The organism is Pseudaminobacter soli (ex Li et al. 2025) (genome assembly GCF_003012705.1).
Taxonomy (GTDB): Bacteria; Pseudomonadota; Alphaproteobacteria; order Rhizobiales; family Rhizobiaceae; genus Pseudaminobacter; species Pseudaminobacter soli.
Genome location: NZ_PXYL01000001.1, coordinates 1 through 17,333 on the forward strand (window position 1 = coordinate 1; position 17,333 = coordinate 17,333).

The 17,333-nt window shown below is 63.6% G+C and carries 12 protein-coding genes and 1 tRNA gene; 4 read left to right on the forward strand and 9 right to left on the reverse strand.

The genetic code is table 11. From position 1 onward, the window contains the following. Window positions 1-185: 185 nt before the first annotated feature. Window positions 186-899: an SIMPL domain-containing protein gene (locus C7I85_RS00005; protein WP_106721865.1), complete on the reverse strand. Its 714-nt coding sequence runs from the start codon at window positions 897-899 to the stop codon at window positions 186-188. Between the two features lie 134 nt (window positions 900-1,033). On the opposite strand from C7I85_RS00005, the gene C7I85_RS00010 reads away from it, so the two are divergent. Then, a tRNA-Ile gene (locus tag C7I85_RS00010) sits at window positions 1,034-1,109 on the forward strand. Window positions 1,110-1,316: 207 nt separating this feature from the next. Here C7I85_RS00010 and C7I85_RS00015 read toward each other — a convergent pair. Beyond that, window positions 1,317-2,864, reverse strand: coding sequence for a sensor histidine kinase (locus C7I85_RS00015; RefSeq protein WP_106721867.1), 1,548 nt, complete (start codon window positions 2,862-2,864; stop codon window positions 1,317-1,319). 252 nt (window positions 2,865-3,116) lie between these two features. Here C7I85_RS00015 and C7I85_RS00020 point away from each other — a divergent pair, with 252 nt between their 5' ends. Then, entirely contained in the window at window positions 3,117-3,848 is a 732-nt protein-coding gene (locus tag C7I85_RS00020; RefSeq protein WP_106721869.1) for a response regulator transcription factor, read from the forward strand. Here the strand turns inward: C7I85_RS00020 and C7I85_RS00025 are convergent. Beyond that, on the reverse strand, window positions 3,821-6,736 hold the full coding sequence (locus C7I85_RS00025) for a hybrid sensor histidine kinase/response regulator (RefSeq protein WP_106721871.1): 2,916 nt from the start codon (window positions 6,734-6,736) through the stop codon (window positions 3,821-3,823). The genes C7I85_RS00020 and C7I85_RS00025 overlap by 28 nt on opposite strands. Before the next feature lie 305 nt (window positions 6,737-7,041). Between C7I85_RS00025 and C7I85_RS31990 the strand changes: the two genes are divergently transcribed. After that, window positions 7,042-10,110, forward strand: a complete 3,069-nt coding sequence (locus tag C7I85_RS31990; protein WP_106721873.1) for an autotransporter outer membrane beta-barrel domain-containing protein — start codon at window positions 7,042-7,044, stop codon at window positions 10,108-10,110. Between the two features lie 253 nt (window positions 10,111-10,363). Here the strand turns inward: C7I85_RS31990 and C7I85_RS00035 are convergent, their stop codons facing one another. After that, on the reverse strand, window positions 10,364-11,086 hold the full coding sequence (locus C7I85_RS00035; protein WP_106722552.1) for a DUF1868 domain-containing protein: 723 nt from the start codon (window positions 11,084-11,086) through the stop codon (window positions 10,364-10,366). 232 nt (window positions 11,087-11,318) lie between these two features. On the opposite strand from C7I85_RS00035, the gene C7I85_RS00040 reads away from it, so the two are divergent. Next, a complete protein-coding gene (locus tag C7I85_RS00040; protein ID WP_106721875.1) occupies window positions 11,319-11,615 on the forward strand; it encodes a hypothetical protein in 297 nt (98 codons plus the stop codon). A gap of 49 nt (window positions 11,616-11,664) precedes the next feature. On the opposite strand, the gene C7I85_RS00045 is transcribed toward C7I85_RS00040, so the two are convergent. The 5 genes from C7I85_RS00045 to C7I85_RS00065 all read right to left on the reverse strand — a co-directional run bounded on the left by C7I85_RS00045 (window position 11,665) and on the right by C7I85_RS00065 (window position 17,193). Continuing rightward, window positions 11,665-12,585 (reverse strand): ABC transporter permease, encoded by a 921-nt coding sequence (locus C7I85_RS00045; RefSeq protein ID WP_106721877.1) that lies wholly within the window; start codon window positions 12,583-12,585, stop codon window positions 11,665-11,667. Continuing rightward, complete coding sequence (locus tag C7I85_RS00050) at window positions 12,585-13,652, reverse strand: ABC transporter permease (protein ID WP_181257035.1); 1,068 nt, start codon at window positions 13,650-13,652, stop codon at window positions 12,585-12,587. Before C7I85_RS00050 ends, C7I85_RS00045 begins: the two co-directional genes overlap by 1 nt. Then, window positions 13,636-15,174, reverse strand: a complete 1,539-nt coding sequence (locus tag C7I85_RS00055) for an ABC transporter ATP-binding protein (protein ID WP_106721880.1) — start codon at window positions 15,172-15,174, stop codon at window positions 13,636-13,638. Before C7I85_RS00055 ends, C7I85_RS00050 begins: the two co-directional genes overlap by 17 nt. A gap of 98 nt (window positions 15,175-15,272) precedes the next feature. Beyond that, window positions 15,273-16,367, reverse strand: a complete 1,095-nt coding sequence (locus C7I85_RS00060) for a BMP family ABC transporter substrate-binding protein (RefSeq protein WP_106721881.1) — start codon at window positions 16,365-16,367, stop codon at window positions 15,273-15,275. A 49-nt stretch (window positions 16,368-16,416) separates the two neighbouring features. After that, the gene (locus tag C7I85_RS00065) at window positions 16,417-17,193 is read right to left on the reverse strand and encodes a GntR family transcriptional regulator (protein ID WP_106721882.1); all 777 of its coding nucleotides are present in this window, start codon (window positions 17,191-17,193) and stop codon (window positions 16,417-16,419) included. Window positions 17,194-17,333 lie beyond the last annotated feature (140 nt).

Consider the following 17,333-nt stretch of genomic DNA (forward strand, 5'->3'; position numbering starts at 1 on the left):
GACCGACGAACAGATCCATGGGCATGGCTCCTTGACCAGTTAAGCTTGAGGAGCCTGCCCGCAGATTGAAATCCTGTCACCCCCGCAGCGGGAGCGCCACGGGAGCCCCAATCATCCGATCTTTTTTTTGTCTACCGTGCAAGCGCAATTCCAGGCGGCGCCACGGGGCGCCGCCTGGAGTGCGGTCACTTGATCTCGAAGGTGACGTTGACCTGAACGTTGTACGAGTTCTCGCCGGCCTGGACCGGCACCGCGCCGGCGCTGTCATAGGCCACGCTCTTGGCCATCGGCATGGGGCGCGGCTGGAAGGTCTGGTCGGAGATCTCGAGCACGCGGCCCAGCTGCACGCCGGCCGCCTCGCTCAGCACCTTGGCCTTGTCGATCGCGTTCTTCACCGCCATCTTGCGCGCCTCGGTGAGGGCTGCTGACGGGTCGTTGTTGGTGAAGGTGATGCCGCCACCCTGGTTGACGCCGAGCGAGACCGACTTGTCGAGGATGTCGCCGGCCTTGGCGAGATCGCGCACCCGCACCGACAGCGTGTTGGTGACCTGGTAGGCGATCAGCTGCGCCTCCTGGCTGCCATCCGGCTTGTTGTTGTAGTTGTAGCGCGGGATGATCTGGATGCCCGAGGTCTGCATGTCGCGGTCCTCGATGCCCGCGGCCTTCATGGCCGCGATCACCGCGGCCATCGCGTCGTTGTTGGCGTCGAGCGCCTCGCGCGCGGTCTTGGCCTCGCGCATCACGCTGAGCGAGAGCAGCGCAAGATCGGGGGCGACAGACTTTTCGCCTTCGCCGGTCACGACGATGCGCTGCGGCGGCTGATTCTGCGCCTGGGCGGCGGTGAAGGCGGGGAGCGCCATCGCTGCGGCAAGCGCCAGTGGGAGGTAATACTTCGTCATGCAAATCTCCAATATCGTCGTCCCTATCGAAGCGGCACTATGTTGCGATTATGGGTGGATTGCGGCAAGTCCAAACTGTTTGCGGGATAAGCCTTGTGCGCTTCGCAAAAAGACTCTATCCAGCCCAATGAGTGGGGCCTGTAGCTCAATGGTTAGAGCCGGCGGCTCATAACCGCTTGGTTGGGGGTTCGAGTCCCTCCGGGCCCACCAATCCTACCATAAGTGTTTGATTTTATTGGATTATTATTGGATAGCCTTGCGGCTGCCCAACAAGGTTGCCCAGCGGGTTATCGCGCATCAATTTGACGACTTTCGCCATGCCGGCAGCGGCGAGTCGTGCTTGCTCCGCAGATCGTGAACAAAGCTCGGCGTGTTCAATATTGTCCTAGTCGAGAATTTTGCGATCCGCCCCCAAGGTCAGCGGCTTCCTATGCGATGGAATAGTTTGCTCGGCAGAATGATCTCGACGCTCACACCGCCCATTGTCCGGTTGCGGGTATAGCTTCCTTGCAGTTGCGATTTGATCGTGAGGTCCAAGAGCCTCGAGCCGAAGCCACTGTCGCCGGCGGCGGGTTGGTTGCTTGCCCTGGAAACTCTCTCGATCCACTTCATATGCAATGCGTCGACGTGGCGCTTGATGTGTACTTCCAGAGTTCCATTCGGATCGCTTAGCGCGCCATATTTGGCCGAGTTCGTTGCCAGCTCATGGAAAACGAGAGCAAGCAGGGTGACGGTTCCGCTATCGATAAAGACATCATCGCCATCGATGACGAGCTGTTTTTCGGACCCTCCCTCGTAGGGTCTAAGCAGAACACCGATCAGTTCCTTGAGCGAAGTAAGCTCGCCTGCGGCGTTGGGAGAGGTGTTCATGGTCCGTATGAGGCCATGTGCATGCTGCAGCGCGACGAGGCGATTTTTCAGCGTGTCGGCCAAGGGTCGCAAATCGGGGTTGTCCCTGATGGACAGGCCGATCAGTCCGTTGACCAGAGCGAACAGGTTCTTGATCCGATGCTCGAGTTCGTTGGACACGATCTCACGCTCGGCGGCGAGATATCTGAGTTGTTCGAGAACCTCGTTTCTTGTCGCCGTGGTCGTGGAGATGATGAGCGGACCCAAAGTGACCAGTGCGCGCCCGATCGCGATCGACAGCACCAGCGAGTGATTGATATTCGACAGATCGACATAGGCCAATGTCGTCGCAGTGACGGTCCATGCGCAGTATGCGAAGGTCAGCACAGCCGTCAGGAATACGCGATAGGAAATCGCGCACAAAAGAAGGGCCGGAACCGGGAATGCGAGCGCGGCCAGTCCGCCGAACAAGGTTCCCGCGGCGGCCGAGACGATCAGCACGATGATCGGTGCCAGATCGTGAAGGGTAAGCGGCAGTTGCCGCGTCCAATGCCCCTGTTGCGGGAGGGTCAGGATCATCGGCAGAAAGGCTAGCTGGTTCAAAAGCTCGACCGAAAACCAGTATTGAAAGGCGTTGACCGTTTCGGGGGTGCTGAACACGCGCCCGCTCAGGATCGAGCCCACGATTCCAGCGTAAAGGGACGCCGGGACCACGGCCGAGAGCATGTAGAAGACCGAGATCGGGCGCTCCAGGCGCTGGTCGACCCGACTGAAACTCGAAAGCAGGCTATAGCCGACGGCGACAACGCCAAAATTATAGGCGGCCAGTCTCGCGCCTTCGACAATCCCGAAGCCGATAATGGGGAGCGCAATCACGAGCCCTGCAAGACAAGCAATCCAGCCGAGGGGGCGCGCCAGCATAGGAAAGCGCACCAGCATGCCGAGCATGAACGCATTGGCAGGCCAGGCCAGCGCCAGCACGCTGTTGTAGTCGGTGTAGACGCCTAGAGCGAAGAGTGCAGAATAGGCCGCGCCGAATAACAGGTAAGGAAGCCAGGCCCGGTTCGAGGTGAATAGTCTTCTTATCTTGGCGTCGACTTCACCGGCACTGAGCATGATCCACCATTCCAGGGGCTAGCATCCCAGGCTTCGTTGAGCCAATTGCAAGGTAACCACCAATGCCCTTCACCGACAAGCGGGACGCAGAGGGAACATTGGTGCGCTACGCGCCGACGCCCGGAGCCGCCACGGAAACAATCGCCTCTGCGAGCACCTCGATTTGATGTCTCGCTGCACCGACACAAAAAATCTCCTCCAGAGCGTTCTCCAGTCCTTCACGGCGGTTTAAGAGGCGTCGGAAACGAAAATATGCGACTCGGTCGGGAGTTGGGTTTGCAGATCATGGCCGAGCCGCGTCCATCAGTCCTTCTCGTGGAGGACGAAGTCTTCGTGCAGACGTTGCTGGCGGCCTATCTGGAGAAGGAGGGCGTCTCGGTTACGGTGGCTTCCACGGCTGCCGAGATGCGCGCAGCGCTACGCTTGCCGGGCCAGCCGGTCGATGCCATCGCCCTCGACCTCGGTCTTCCCGATGAAGAGGGGCTTGCGCTCCTCCGGCAGCTGAGGACACGGCTGAAGGTACCGATCTGCATCACCACGCAGGACAACTCGGCGACCAGCCGCGCCGTCGCGGCGGAACTGGGGGTCGACGACTATCTGGTAAAACCATTCCACCCGCGACAGCTCATCGCCAGTCTCATGACGCTGCTGGGCAGGAAGAGCGAGGCGGGTGCACCGGTGCGACTTGAGGGATGGTCGTTCGACAGCGCCGCCCGTGTGCTGACAAATCCTGGGGGCCAGCCCGTTCCTCTGACGCCGGCCGAATTCGATGTGCTGGCGGCGCTGGTGAAGGCCGCAGGGCGTACGGTATCCCGTGCGCATCTGCTGGATGCGATTGCGTCCGACAGCAGCAGTGCGTCCTCGCGTGTGGTGGATGTGATCGTCAGCAGCCTGCGTCGCAAGCTGGGCGATCCGGCGCGCACGCCTCGCCTGATCGTCACCGTGCCCGGCGTCGGCTACCGGTTGTCCGCCAGTCCCGAATAAGTGCTTCGCAGGTCTTCGGCGGCGCGCTCTGCCATGGTGAGCGTGGCCTGCATTTCCGCGTCGATCTCGACTGTCGACGATTGAGTCAGCCGATTTTCGAGCTTCGCAGCTGCGGCGCCTAGCGCCGTCAGGCCGGCCAATCCTGCCGAACCGGCCAGCCGGTGTGCGGCAAAGCACACAGCCTCCCGGTCGCCGCGTTGCGCGGAAGCCTTGATCTCTGCGGCGCCGCTTTCTACCGCCGCCAGAGCCTGCCCGACCAGCCGGTCAACGGTCTCCGCTCCGAGCTCCTGCTGCAATGATGCCAGGAAATCGACCTTCTGCGCTTGGGGAGCAGGCTGAACGAGCGGTCGGCCCGCGCAAACTGCGTCGATCGTGCGCTGCAGGTCCTCGGGCATGATGGGCTTGGAGAGGTAGCCATCCATCCCTGCCTCAATGCAACGCTCGACCACGCCCGCCGCGACATTGGCAGTGACGGCGACGATCGGGACGGTCGCCACCTCTCCCCGCTGAGCACGGACGTGGCGAACCAGTTCCATCCCGTTCAGGCCAGGCATTTCGAGATCGGCCAGCACCACGTCCACCGGCCGCTCGGCCAGTAGCGCGAGCGCCTGTACACCGTCCATGGCTTGCTCGACGCGGTGGCCCATCACGTCGAGCAAGCCGGAGAGGACAAAGCGATTGTTCTCGTCATCGTCGACGACGAGAATGCTGAGACTTTTGCGAATGGCATCGTCCTGTCGTGGGGGAGACTGGATTTCGATTTCGCCTGCATCTGCCGCCGGCAGCGGCAATCGGACCCGGAACCTGCTGCCCCGCCCCAGCTTGCTATCCGCCGTGATGGAGCCTCCCATCGCTTCGGTCAGCCGCAGGCAGATCGCTAGCCCTAGGCCGGTGCCACCGAACCGGCGGGCGATCGAGGAATCGGCCTGCACGAAGGGTTCGAACAACCGGTCCAGTCTGTCCTGTGGGATGCCGATGCCGGTGTCGGCCACGTCCAGCCGGATCCAGTCGGCACGGGCCGTGTCGGGCGCGGCGGACAGGCGAATCTCGCCGGTCTCGGTGAACTTCACGGCGTTGCCGACGAGGTTGAGCAGAACCTGACGGAGGCGGTCGGCGTCGCCCATCACCGTCGCGGGCAATGCCGGATCGACGGTGACCGTGAGCGATACGTTTTTCTGCTCGGCACGCAAGCTCATGATCGCCTGGACATCGGCAAGCAGCGCGCGAAGGTCGAAGGGCACGTAGCTGGTTTCCAGCTTGGCGTCGGAGATTTTCGCGAAATCGAGAATGTCGCCGATCGTCGCCAGCATTGCGGCGCCGGTGCGCTCGGCGACGTCGACCGCGGTGCGGACCTTGCCTTGCAGCGGCATGGATTTGAGCAGATGGATGGCCCCGAGCATCCCGTTCATCGGGGTGCGGATCTCGTGGCTCATGACTGCAAGAAAGTCCGACTTGGCGCGATTGGCAGCGTCCGCCGCGACGAGGGCGGTCTGAAGTTCACGCGTGCGCTCGTCGACCGCCCGCTGCAGACGCTCTCGCTCTTCTTTCTGGAAGGCCGCCAGTTCCTGCTGCGCTTGCTCCCTGGCGCGTTGCATTTCGCGCAGGCGCCCGATCGCGGTGAGCGCGAGCAAGAGCATGATGGACAGATTGTTCCAGGCAATTTCCGGCCCGAAGGACCAGGATGCCGGAAAGACGCCGAGAATGTGCCCCAAGTAGAGGAAGAACCTGACGGCCGCGGGGCCGCTCGCGAGCATCACAAGGCGGGCGTTGCCGAAGCCGCGGCGCCAGCTGTCCAGCACGGCGACGATCCATATGGCCTCATAGGCGATTTGCAGGGCCGTGAGGTTGGAGACCACGGCTCTGTAGTCGCCGAATGCGGCCGCTAGGGCGCCTGCCAGCAGGACGGCACTGAGGATGCAGAGGGTTCTCCACCAGACCGCAAGACGGTCAATCCCGATGAACATCGCCGTCATCGTGCACAGAAGGACGTGCGCGATCGGGCCGAGGACACCCGGCGCACGCAAGACCATATCGCCGCCGCCCGTCAGGATGAAACGGTACAAAAACCCTTGAAAGGCCATGTCGTATGCGATTTCGGCCATGGCGCCGCCAGCTAGCGCCAGGAAGACGCGATCACGGCGCGCAAGGCCGAGGGCCAGGCTGAACAGCGCCATGGTGCCCATGGAACCGATGAGCAGCATCTCGATGAGCACATCGACCGCCTCCGCCTCCCGGAAGCTGGCGGGTCTCCACATGCTGGCGTCGATGCCGACGGAAGAGCGGCTTTGCACACGCAGCGCGACGATGATCCGCTCGCCCGGCGCGAGCTTGATGGGAAACACGGATGGCGCTGCCCGGACCGGGCGGCTGTCGAGAGGTATTCGATTGCCGGCGAGCAGTGTCTCGGAGGGCGTTTCCTCGCCGGGGGCGAAGCGGAAATATCGCACATCCTCCAGCCGCACGGCGCCAATGGACAGCCATCGCGTGACCGGCTGATCGCTGCCGTTATAGAACGCGCTGCGCAGCCAGAAGGCCGAGCTTGTAAATCCCTGGGACATCGTTCGGGGTGATGCCTCAACCCATCCCGACCGGTTGAGCGCCTCGCTGGCGGAGAGCCGGCCGTCGCGGTCTTCAAGAAAGGACAGCGATTGAACCAGTGACAGATGATCGGTGACGCGCGAAAGGTCCACGCCGTCTTCGTCGGCCGCTGCGAAGCTGCACGAGAACAGCGCCAGTGCAGCGAGCGCCAGAAGACAGATCGCCAGGCTGCGGATCGGAGCAGGGCAGGCTTTCAGCAGGCGGCTCGTCGAGCGCGCGCTGCATTCGGGCCGGTAGGAATGCGAGCCCTTGGTCTCCCATGCGGGCGCGTAGTCGGCGATGATCGTCATCGGTTGGAGACCAGGGCTTTATGTGCCCTGGCATGCGCGCTGCATTCGGGCCGAAGAAGGATGCGAGGCGCTGTTGATCACGCGGCCGCCCGCAGCACAAGTGCCGGCATGCAATCACATTCCAGATGATCGGCGAGGATGAGCAAAGACCCGCCGCGTCTTTACATCCCTTTACAACGCTTAATCAGATTGCCGGACAAATCTCAGGCGACGGAGCGTAAGTAGCTTCAATCGAGCCGTACCAAAAGGGCGGGCGGCGACTAGTCGATTGGGGTAAAGCATTGGAAATTTCGAGACTGCATTGGATGGCTCTGGACGCGGATAAAGCCATCCACCGGACCCTTCGCATCAGCGGCCTGGTGGCGACGCTTCTTCTCAGCACAGCGCTCACCGCGCCGGCATTTGCCGCCGGTGGTGACTCGTGGTCTGACGCTAGCCACGTGGCGCCCGGAGGCGATGATTCTCTGGAGTTCAACGAAAGCCATGCGGGTGGGGATGGCAACATTTACGGCAGCGGCGGCGGTGGTGGCGGCGCCGGCATCGCCGGCGGTCAGGGCGGCGCGGGACATGACGGTGTTACGCCGGGGGGCGCAGGCGGCGGTGGTGGTTACCCGCGCGATGGCGGCGACGGTTCAACGGACACCCTGGGATTTGGCACCGGCGGCGGTGGTGGGGCACATGGCTACTTTGATTATTTTCAGACGCCGGTCCCGGAGTACTCGACAACCGGTGGCAATGGCGGCGCCGGCGGCGCGGCTACGACTGTCGGAGCCACGGGGGGCGGTGGCGGCGCCGGCGGCTATGGCGCCGCTGTCCGGCTAACGGTGGCTAATGTTTATGGAGGGCGTGTGGTACCGTCCCATGCCGTTTACACCGGCGGCGATGGCGGTGACGGCGGCGATGGTCTCAATGGTGCTCGCGGCGGCAATGGCGGCAGCGGGGGAGCCGGACTGGGAATCTATAACCCGCTCCCTGACACTTGGTTTTCTCTGAACTATACGATCAGAGGCACAGTGACCGGGGGCAATGGTGGCGACGGCGGCGCGAATGGCGGCGCTGGTGGCAACGGTGGCGCCGGAATAGCCGTGTCGTATTTGCCGAACACAATGTGGCTCGATATTGACGGTGCGGTGACGGGCGGCAATGGTGGCGCCGCTGGCTCGAATGGCGGCCTCGCTGGTCTCGGCGGGGTTGGCGTGGAAGGCTCGTCGTTGTTCATCTTAGTGCGCGACGGCGGCAGCATCACCGGCGGTATGAGTGGCGATTCCCTGTCGCGGGCGAACGCCGTCAACTTCACCGGCGGCGGTAATACTCTGGTCTTTTTCGGGGCAACATCGCAGTTGTCCGGCAACATCAACGTCGCACAAGACGCATCCGTGTTGTTTGCCTCCATGCTGGATGACGGCACGGAAGTCGACAATGTCATCACCGGCGGCGGATCCGTTTTGACGGATAGCACTATCACGTTGACCGGCACCAACACCTATTCCGGCGGTACCACGGTGTTCAACGATGGCATCCTGACACTCTCCGGCGCCGGCACGTTGGGAGATGCATCCGGCAGCACCAATGTCCGTATGGGCGGCATCCTCGATCTCGGCGGCACGACGCAGACGCAAGCTACCGTGCGTCTGGGCGATTTCGGCGGCGAGGGCACGATCCGGAACGGCAATCTGAATGCAGCTATCTGGTCGGCCGGCGGCACTATCGAGAATGTCGGCGGCACCGCCAGCCTGACCACGACCGATGGCACCACGACGTTGCTGGGCACCAACAGCTATAGCGGTGCCACCGTCGTGGACGGCGGCAGGCTCAAGGTGCAGGGAGCAATTACCGGCACTTCGTCGGTCGACGTAAACGACGGCGGCATCCTGGGGGGCAACGGTGTCATCGATGCGCCTGTCGTCCGCATCAACGACGGCGGCATCGTCGGTCCTGGCAACTCGATCGGCACGCTCACCATCAATGGCGATCTCGAGCAGAAGAAGGGCTCGACCTACGAGGTGGAACTGACCTCGGCGGGCCTGACCGATCGCATGAACGTGTCCGGCACGGCAACGATCGAGAAGGGCGCGCTGCTCAATGTCGTGAAGCTCGACACCGCGCCTTATGTGCTGGGCACCAGCTATCTGGTGCTGCAGGCCAATGACGGCGTAAGCGGCAAGTATACGCTGACCGGCGACACCGCGCTCTCGGCCTTCATCGGGCTGGTCGGCCGCTACGAGCCGACGCAAGTCTATCTCGATGTGACGCGGACCAAGTCCTTCGCCGCTGCCGGCCTGACCCGGAACCAGAGGGCGGCCGGCGCGGGCGCGGAGAGTCTCGGCAGCGGCAATCCGCTGTATGAGTCGATCCTCATGGCGCCAACTGACGCGATAGCGCAGTACGCCTTCGATCAGATCTCGGGCGAAATTCATGCTTCAGCCAAAAGCGTGATGATCGAGGACAGCCGCTTTGCGCGCGATGCCGCCATGGATCGTCTGCGCGACGCCTTCGACGCGGTGGGTGCGGTACGCTCGCCGGTGACGACCTATGTCGACGGCAAGCCGGCGTTGGCCGCCGCCAGCACCGAAGGCTTTGCTTTCTGGAGCCGCGGCTTCGGCTCCTGGGGCCAGTGGGATAGCGACGGCAATGCCGCTACCATCAAGCGCGACATCAGCGGCTTCTTCGCCGGCGGCGACGGCATCGTCGCCGACACCTGGCGCGTGGGCGTGCTCGGCGGCTTCAGCCGCTCGACGTTCAATGTCGAGGATCGCTTCTCGGCGGGCTCGAGCGACAACCTCCATGTCGGCCTTTACGGCGGTACGCAGTGGGGGGATGTCGCTTTCCGCTCCGGCGCGGCTTACACGTGGCACAGGATCTCGACCGACCGGAGCGTGACCGCCGACTACAATGCCCGCACCGCGCAAGCCTTCGGCGAACTCGGTTATGGCATCCAGGCGGGCAGCGTGGCCTTCGAGCCCTTCGCCAATCTGGCCTATGTGAACCTTGCCACCGACGGGTTCAGCGAGAGGGGGACGGGCGGCGAGATGGTGCTGACTGGCGCCAGCTCCTCCACCAATGCGACCTTCACCACGCTCGGCGCGCGCGCCGCGACCAGCTTCAGCCTGGGCGCGACGACGGCCACGGCCAAGGGCACGCTCGGCTGGCGTCACGCCTATGGCGACGTCACCCCGCTCTCGCAGATGCGGTTTGCCGGCGGCGATGCCTTCACCATCGCTGGGGTGCCGATCGCGCGGGACGTGGCCACGGTCGAAGCAGGACTCGACTTCGCCCTGTCGCCCACCGCGGTCCTCGGCGTCTCCTATGGCGGCCAGTTCGGCTCGGGTCTTTCCGACCAGTCCGTCAAGGCCAACTTCAACGTGAAGTTCTGAGGAAGCGGCAAAAGCTAATCGCTCTCGTCCAGTGAACTTCAGGCCCTGGTTTCGAGAGCTGATCGGGTGGGCACGGCATTCCGTGCCCACCCTTTTTTATATCAAGAGTTGCGTCCGATGTTTTTTTCCGGACGCGCCCGGCTAGAGCGACGGGCATTCTGACGAATGCTATTCCCCCGCTCTATCCGTTTTCTTAGCCGCATTTGTGCGACGCCAGACGATTCCGTCTGGCTGCAAAATGCTCTAGCCCTTCTCAGGCCTCGAAATCGAATATCAGCAGTTCGGTGAAGTGGTTCATGTCCTCGAAGGCGCAGAAGGCCGGCGGGTCGAGCTCGATGATCGGCATCTCCCGACGGATATCGGCGGCAACCTCGTCGAGCATGGCCTGCCAGCGCGGCAGCGCCTCATCTTCCAGCCAGTCGGTCGCGTAGCCGAAGGTGATGTGGAAGTGATAGTCATCGTGGTCGGGATGGCGATAGCCGAGAAGATCGGCGAAAGCATCGCGCCACTCCCGCATCACCATGCGATCTTGCTCCGTCGCGCCCTCGACCAGAAGGCCCGACGGCCGGGCATGCGTGACCTCAACCTGAAAGGGATCGAGCATCGAAAAGGCTTCCAGCCGCTCGCCCATGATATCGGTCACCTCATCGATCGGCGTATCGAGCGGAAGGTCGTGCGGCCAGAAATCCGCCCGCCGGCGATATTCGATGATGCCCTGGAAGAGCGTCATGTGCAGGCTGGTGATCGGGGTGAAGACGAATTGCGGCGCTTCAGGCATGGCGAGGAATTTCTCGCGCGCCTCGATCAGGACATCCTGCGTCTGCGAATCCTTCGTCACATGGCAGACGATGGTGTTGCCGGGTTCGGGCAGGAAGCCGCCGACTTTCCGGTAACGGGTGCCGAGATGCAGCGGCGGGGCGGGGTTGCGGGCCTTGGAATAGGCAAGGACTTCGGGAGACAGAGAATCGAGGCTCATCGCGGACATATCCATACGTTGGAAGACTGCCTGGCTTTACGTCCCGACCAAGAACGCCGGATGACGGTTTAGCCAAAGAGTTGAGAATGTTGGGCGCGAGAGCTTGCTGCTGCAAACGAGCCTGCCGTTGCGGCGCGCCTTTCCTGCTCTCGATAAACTTCGTCCGATACGTCAAAGTTAATAGCGCGGGTTCGGTGGCGGGCGTAAGTTGGCGCAGCGGAAGGAAGCTGCCATGCGCGATTATCTCAAGATTCACTCCGGTCTAGGGAATGGCCTCTTGCCTGAAGAGCTCGATCTGCTCGACGCGCTGGTGAGACGCGCTGTCAGCGAGTTGCGCATCACCGACCTGGGCGACAGGAACGAGGTCGCCGCGCGGATATTGTCGCTCTATGCGATTGGCGGCCGAAGCCCGGACGAGATTCTGGAAATCACCATCCGCATGCAGCGTCAGGGCGTTACGCCCGGCGGCCGGCGGTCCGAGTGCCCGCCGCCAAAGCGCGCACCTGCGGCAATGCGGGCTCGGCGCTGAAGCATTTCTCCCTTACTACCGATGGCACCGGCCGACGAGCGACCGGTGTTTAGCTTGCCGGGCGGAACGGCTTTGCCAAAGATGCAGGGAAGTGCAGCGCCAGGATCTGGCGATTGCGCGAGATGATGACCAGAACCACGATGGTGGCGAGATAGGGGAGGGCGGAGAGTAGCTCCGAGGGCACGGCAAGGCCCAGCGCCTGACCCTGAAGCTGCAGGATCGTCATGCCGCCGAACAGCCAGGCGCCTAAAAGGACGCGCAACGGCCGCCAGGTGGCGAAGACCACCAGCGCCAGCGCGATCCAGCCCTTGCCGGCGGTCATGTTCTCGACCCAGAGCGGCGTGTAGGCGACCGAGAGATACGCGCCCGCCAGCCCCGCCATCAGCCCGCCGAACAGCACGGCCATGTAGCGGATCTTGATCACCGGATAGCCGATCGCATGCGCCGTCTCGGGCGACTCGCCTATGGTGCGCAGGACCAGTCCGCCCTTGGTGCGGTAGAGGAACCAGCTGATCACCGCGAACATGACAATCGCCAGATAGACCAGCGGGTCGAAGCGGAACAGCATGGGCCCCAGCACCGGGATGTCGGACAGGAGCGGGATATGCACCGGCTTCAGCGCATCGATCGGCGTGCTGCCGAAATTGCGGCCCAGGAAGGCCGAAACGCCCGAACCGAAGATCGCCAATGCCAGACCGGCGGCGTACTGGTTGGTGAGGAAGGTGAGGGCCAGAACGCCAAACAGAAGCGAGGCGGCTGCACCCGCGAGCGCGCCGATGACGATCGCCACCGGCATCGGCAGGCCCGAGATCACCGCCCAGAAAGCGAAGGCCGCGCCCATCAGCATCATGCCCTCGATGCCGAGATTGAGCACACCGGACTTTTCGACCACCAGTTCGCCCAGCGCAGCGAAGATCAGCGGCGTCGCGGCGACGATGGTGCCGGTGAAGATGGCGAGGAACAGGTCCATCACGCGTGCTCCGGAATGAGGCGGATGCGGTAGAAGATGAAGAAGTCGGCCGCGAGCAGGAAGAACAGCAGGATGCCCTGGAAGACGCGCGTCAGCGACGACGACAGGCCGAGCGTCAGCTGCACCGTCTCGCCGCCCAGGAACAGGAGCGACATAAGCAGGCCGCCAAGCACGATGCCGAAGGCATTGAGCCGGCCGATGAAGGCGACGATGATTGCCGCAAAGCCGTAGCCGGGCGAGATCTGCGGCGACAGCTGGCCGAGCGGCCCGGACAGTTCGGCCATGCCGGCGATGCCGGCCGCGGCCCCGCCGGCCAGCAGGCCGGTCCAGACGGCTGCGGATTCGCGGAAACCCGCATAGCGCGCGGCAAGGGGGGCCGCGCCGCCGACCGACATCTTGTAGCCGAGGAAGCTGCGGTCGGTGAAAAGCCACATCACCAGCACGGCGACGCCGGTGATGAAGATCGACGGGTTCAGCCGGTAGGAATAGTCGAAGGGCTCGAACATCGCCGCTGCAGGCAAAAGCGCGGTCTGTGGGTAGTTGAAGCCGGCGGGGTCGCGCCACGGCCCGTGCACCAGCCACGACAGAAACAGCGTGGCGATATAGGTGAGCATGAGCGTGACGAGGATTTCGTTGGTGTTCATGCGCGCCCGCAGGAAGGCGGGAATTGCTGCCCAGAGCATGCCGGCGCAGGCGCCTGCGAGAACCATCAGCGGCAGAAGGAGCGGGCTTTCGGGGTCTGGATAAAACAGGCCGACGCCGCAGGCTGCGATGGCGCCGATGATCAGCTGGCCCTCGGCGCCGATGTTCCAGACATTGGCGCGGAAGCCGACGGCAAGGCCGCAGCCGATGAGGATCAGCGGCGAGGCCTTCAGCAGAAGCTCGGACAGGCCGTTCATGGAATTGAGCGGCGCGATGAAAAAGGCCTGCAAGGTCGAGAGCGGATCGTAGCCGAGTACGGCGAACATCGCCGAGCCGACCAGCAGCGTGAGCACGGTTGCCACAACCGGGGCGGCGACGCGCATGGAGGCCGACGGTTCGGTCCGTTGTTCAATTCTGAAGCGCAACTTGGCCACTCCTGCCGGTTTCGTTATTGCCGCCGATCCTGGTCATGAGCAGGCCGACTTCCTCGCGGTTGGTTTGCGTGCGGATGAGGGACGGGGAGACGCGGCCCTGGCAGATCACAAGCAGCCGGTCGCAGATCTCGAACAGCTCGTCTAGTTCTTCGGACACCACCAGTACGGCGGCGCCGGCGCGGCTCAGATCCACCAGCGTCTGGCGGATGAAGGCCGCCGCGCCCACATCGACGCCCCAGGTCGGCTGCGAGACCAGAAGCAGCTTGGGTTGCAGCGCGATCTCCCGGCCGACGATGTATTTCTGCAGGTTGCCGCCCGACAGGCTTTGCGCGGCGGCCTGAACGCCATTGGCCTTGACCTTGAATTTTTCGATGACGGCGCGGGCAAAGCCGTTGGCCTTGCCCCGGTCGACGAGGCCGCGCCGCACCAGGCCAGCCTTGTGGCCGGTGAGCACGGCGTTCTGCCACAGCGAATGCGGGGGCACGGCGCCGCGCCCCAGGCGTTCCTCCGGCACGAAGGTGAGGCCCAGCTTGCGGCGCGCCGCGGCGTCCAGCCGATCGACGGGCTTGCCGTCAATCCCGATCGAGCCGCCGTCGCGGTGCAGGCGCTCGCCGCTGAGAAGCGAGATCAGCTCGGCCTGGCCGTTGCCGGAAACGCCGGCAAGGCCGACGATCTCGCCGCCGTGGACGTCGAAGGAAATGTCGCTGAGCGCAATGCCGCTCTTGCCGGCGGGAGCCGAAAGGCCGCGCACGCTGAGGACAGGCTTTTCGCTGCGCACCGACGGGGTGACGTGCATTTCCGGCAGCTTGGAGCCGACCATCATGCGCGCCAGCTCGATCGCGGTGGTTTCCTTGGGTCGGGCGGCTCCCGTCACCTTGCCATTGCGCAGCACGGTGGCGCTATCACAAAGCTCCTGCACCTCGTCGAGCTTGTGGCTGATGTAGAGGATGCTGCAGCCTTCGCTGGCCAGCTGGCGCAGCGTTTCGAACAGTTTTGTCACCGCCTGCGGCGTGAGCACCGAGGTCGGCTCGTCCAGGATCAGGAGCTTGGGCGACTGAAGAAGGCAGCGCACGATTTCCACCCGCTGGCGTTCGCCGACCGAGAGGTCGTGTACCCGTTGCCAGGGATCGATCGGCATGCCGTAGCGCGCAGAAAGCTCGGTGATCTGCGCTGCCAGCGCGTTGAGATCGAAGGCGCCGCTGACGGCGAGGGCGATGTTCTCGACCACGGTGACAGATTCGAACAGCGCGAAATGCTGGTAGACCATCTCGATGCCGAGCGCGCGCGAGGTGGCGGGGTTGTGCGCCTCGATGAGCTTGCCGTCGCAGACGATCTCGCCCGAGTCGGCCTGCGCGGCGCCGTAGATGATCTTCATCAGGGTGGATTTGCCGGCGCCGTTCTCGCCGAGCACGGCATGGATCTCGCCCGGCAGGATCGTCATCGAGATGTCGTCATTGGCGACGACACCGGGATAACGCTTGGAAATATTGCGTAGTTCGAGACGGGGAATCATTTCCTGTCCTGCCGTGCGACCAGTCTTGCTAGGTTGGACGAATGGGCAGGCAACCGGCGCGGCGGGGCCGCTCCGGGTTGCCCGCCGCTTCTATTCGATCAGGAGAGCTTCCCGATCATTCCCTTGACGAACCAGTTCATGCCGCGGATGTCGGCATCGGCCAGGACCGCGCCGGCCGGAACCTTTACGTTGCCGTCCTGGTCCTTGAGTTCGCCGGCATAGGGATGAACCTTGCCGGAGCCGATGTCCGCCTCGAGCTGCTTGAGCTTGGCGATGACGTCGGCCGGGATCGCCTCATTGTAGGGCGCCATCTTGACCACGCCGGCGGCCAGGCCGTCCCAGCGCACCTCCGGCTTCCAGTTGCCTTCGAGCACCCCCTTGGCTGCGCGCAGATAGTCGCTCGACCAGTCGAGTGTGAAGGCGGTGAGCTGCTTGCCGGAGCCGAACTTCGACATGTCGCTGGCGTAGCCGATCGACCATGCGCCCTTTTCGCCGGCAACCTGAACGCCGGTGGCGGTGTCCGTCATCGAGCAGATCACGTCGCAGCCCTGTGAGACCAGCGTGTTGGCGGCTTCCTTCTCCTTGCCCGGATCGAACCAGGAATTGAGGAAGAGCGCGTTGCAGGTGATGTCGGGATTGACGCTCTGCGCGCCGAGCAACAACGCATTCGCCGGGCCGACGATGTCGGGGATGGGGAAGCCGCCGATGAAGCCGATCTTGCCCGTCTTGCTCATATGCGCGCCGGCGGCGCCGGCCACGTAGCAGCCTTCATAGTACTTGGCTTCGAAGGTGCCGAGGTTGGGCAGGTGGACGATGCCAGAGCAGTGCTCGAAAGCGACTTTTGGGAAACGCGGAGCCACCTTCTGCAGCGGCGTGCCGTGCGAGAAGCTGGTGCCGAAGATGAGCCTGTTGCCGGAAGCGGCAAGCTCGCGGAAGACGCGCTCGGCGTCCTGCGGCATGAAGATGTTGTCGATGACGGTGATCTCGACCTTGTCGCCGAGCTCGGCCTTGACGGCGTCGACCGCGAGGCTGTGCTGTTTGGTCCAGCCAATCTCGGCGATCGGCGAGACATAGACCACGCCCATCTTGAGAACTTCCTGCGCGTTGGCGATGCCGGCGAAGCCGCCGGTGCCGATCGCCGCGCCGACAGCACTCGAATATTGCAGGAATTGCCGTCTGTTGAGGTTGTGCATTTTTAAGACCCTCTGTTGGTTCCGAACGCTGCGCCTGATTTTTCTGGTATCAGGTCTGTTTTGAGGCGTGGACGTGGCGATGCGTCGCTTTTGCGCCTTCTTCTTCCATTTTTTTCGCCACTGCCGGTTTTGCCACGCCGTTCAAGCTGCCCTCGAGATAGGGCGCCAGCGCTTCACGCGGCGTCATCTCGGGGAAAACCTGCCTGTCCATGATGTAGCCGCGCACGACGGCACGGTGATGCGTGTCGATGAGCTCCATCGCCTGCTTGAGTCTCCCTTTCTCGAGCAGGTCGATCAGCCGCGCATGGTCGTCGAGCAGGTTGCAATAGTCGAAATCGGCGGTGATCAGCGAGCGCAGCAGCGTGGTGCGGCGCAGCAACTGGGCGTGGATGTCCTGCATGACCTTGTTGCGGCTGAGGCGCACGAACACCGTGTGGTATTCCTGGCCGAGCACGTCGGCCAGCGCGTCGTTGCCATTTGCCACCGCCTGCCGCTGGCGCTCGACATGCTGGCGCAGCTCGGCCCAGCCGACGGGACCAAGCCGGTCGCTGAGCTGGGCGGCGACGCCCTGCTCGACCAGCGTCAGCGCGTCGTAGATCTCGATCGCCTCCTGCATGCCGGGCTTGGCGACGAAGGCGCCGCGATTGCGCTCGATCTGCGCCAGCCCGTCATCGGCGAGGCGGATCAGCGCCTGGCGCACCACGATGCGGCTGACATTGAAGATTTCCGCCAGCTCGCGCTCGCCGAGCTTGCAGCCGGGCACGAGGCGGTGATCGATGATGGCGCGTGTAAGGGTGTCCGCAATCGCTTGGGAACGGCTGCTCATTGCGCGTGTCTCCGCCGCTCGGGCGAGGCTTCCTGCATGGCGTTCACATTCCGTGGGGGAGGGCTTGAAGCGCCTCATGTCCCAGATGACAACCTGCCCGCATCGGAAGGCAATCGTCGAAACCTGTCAATCAAAAATGT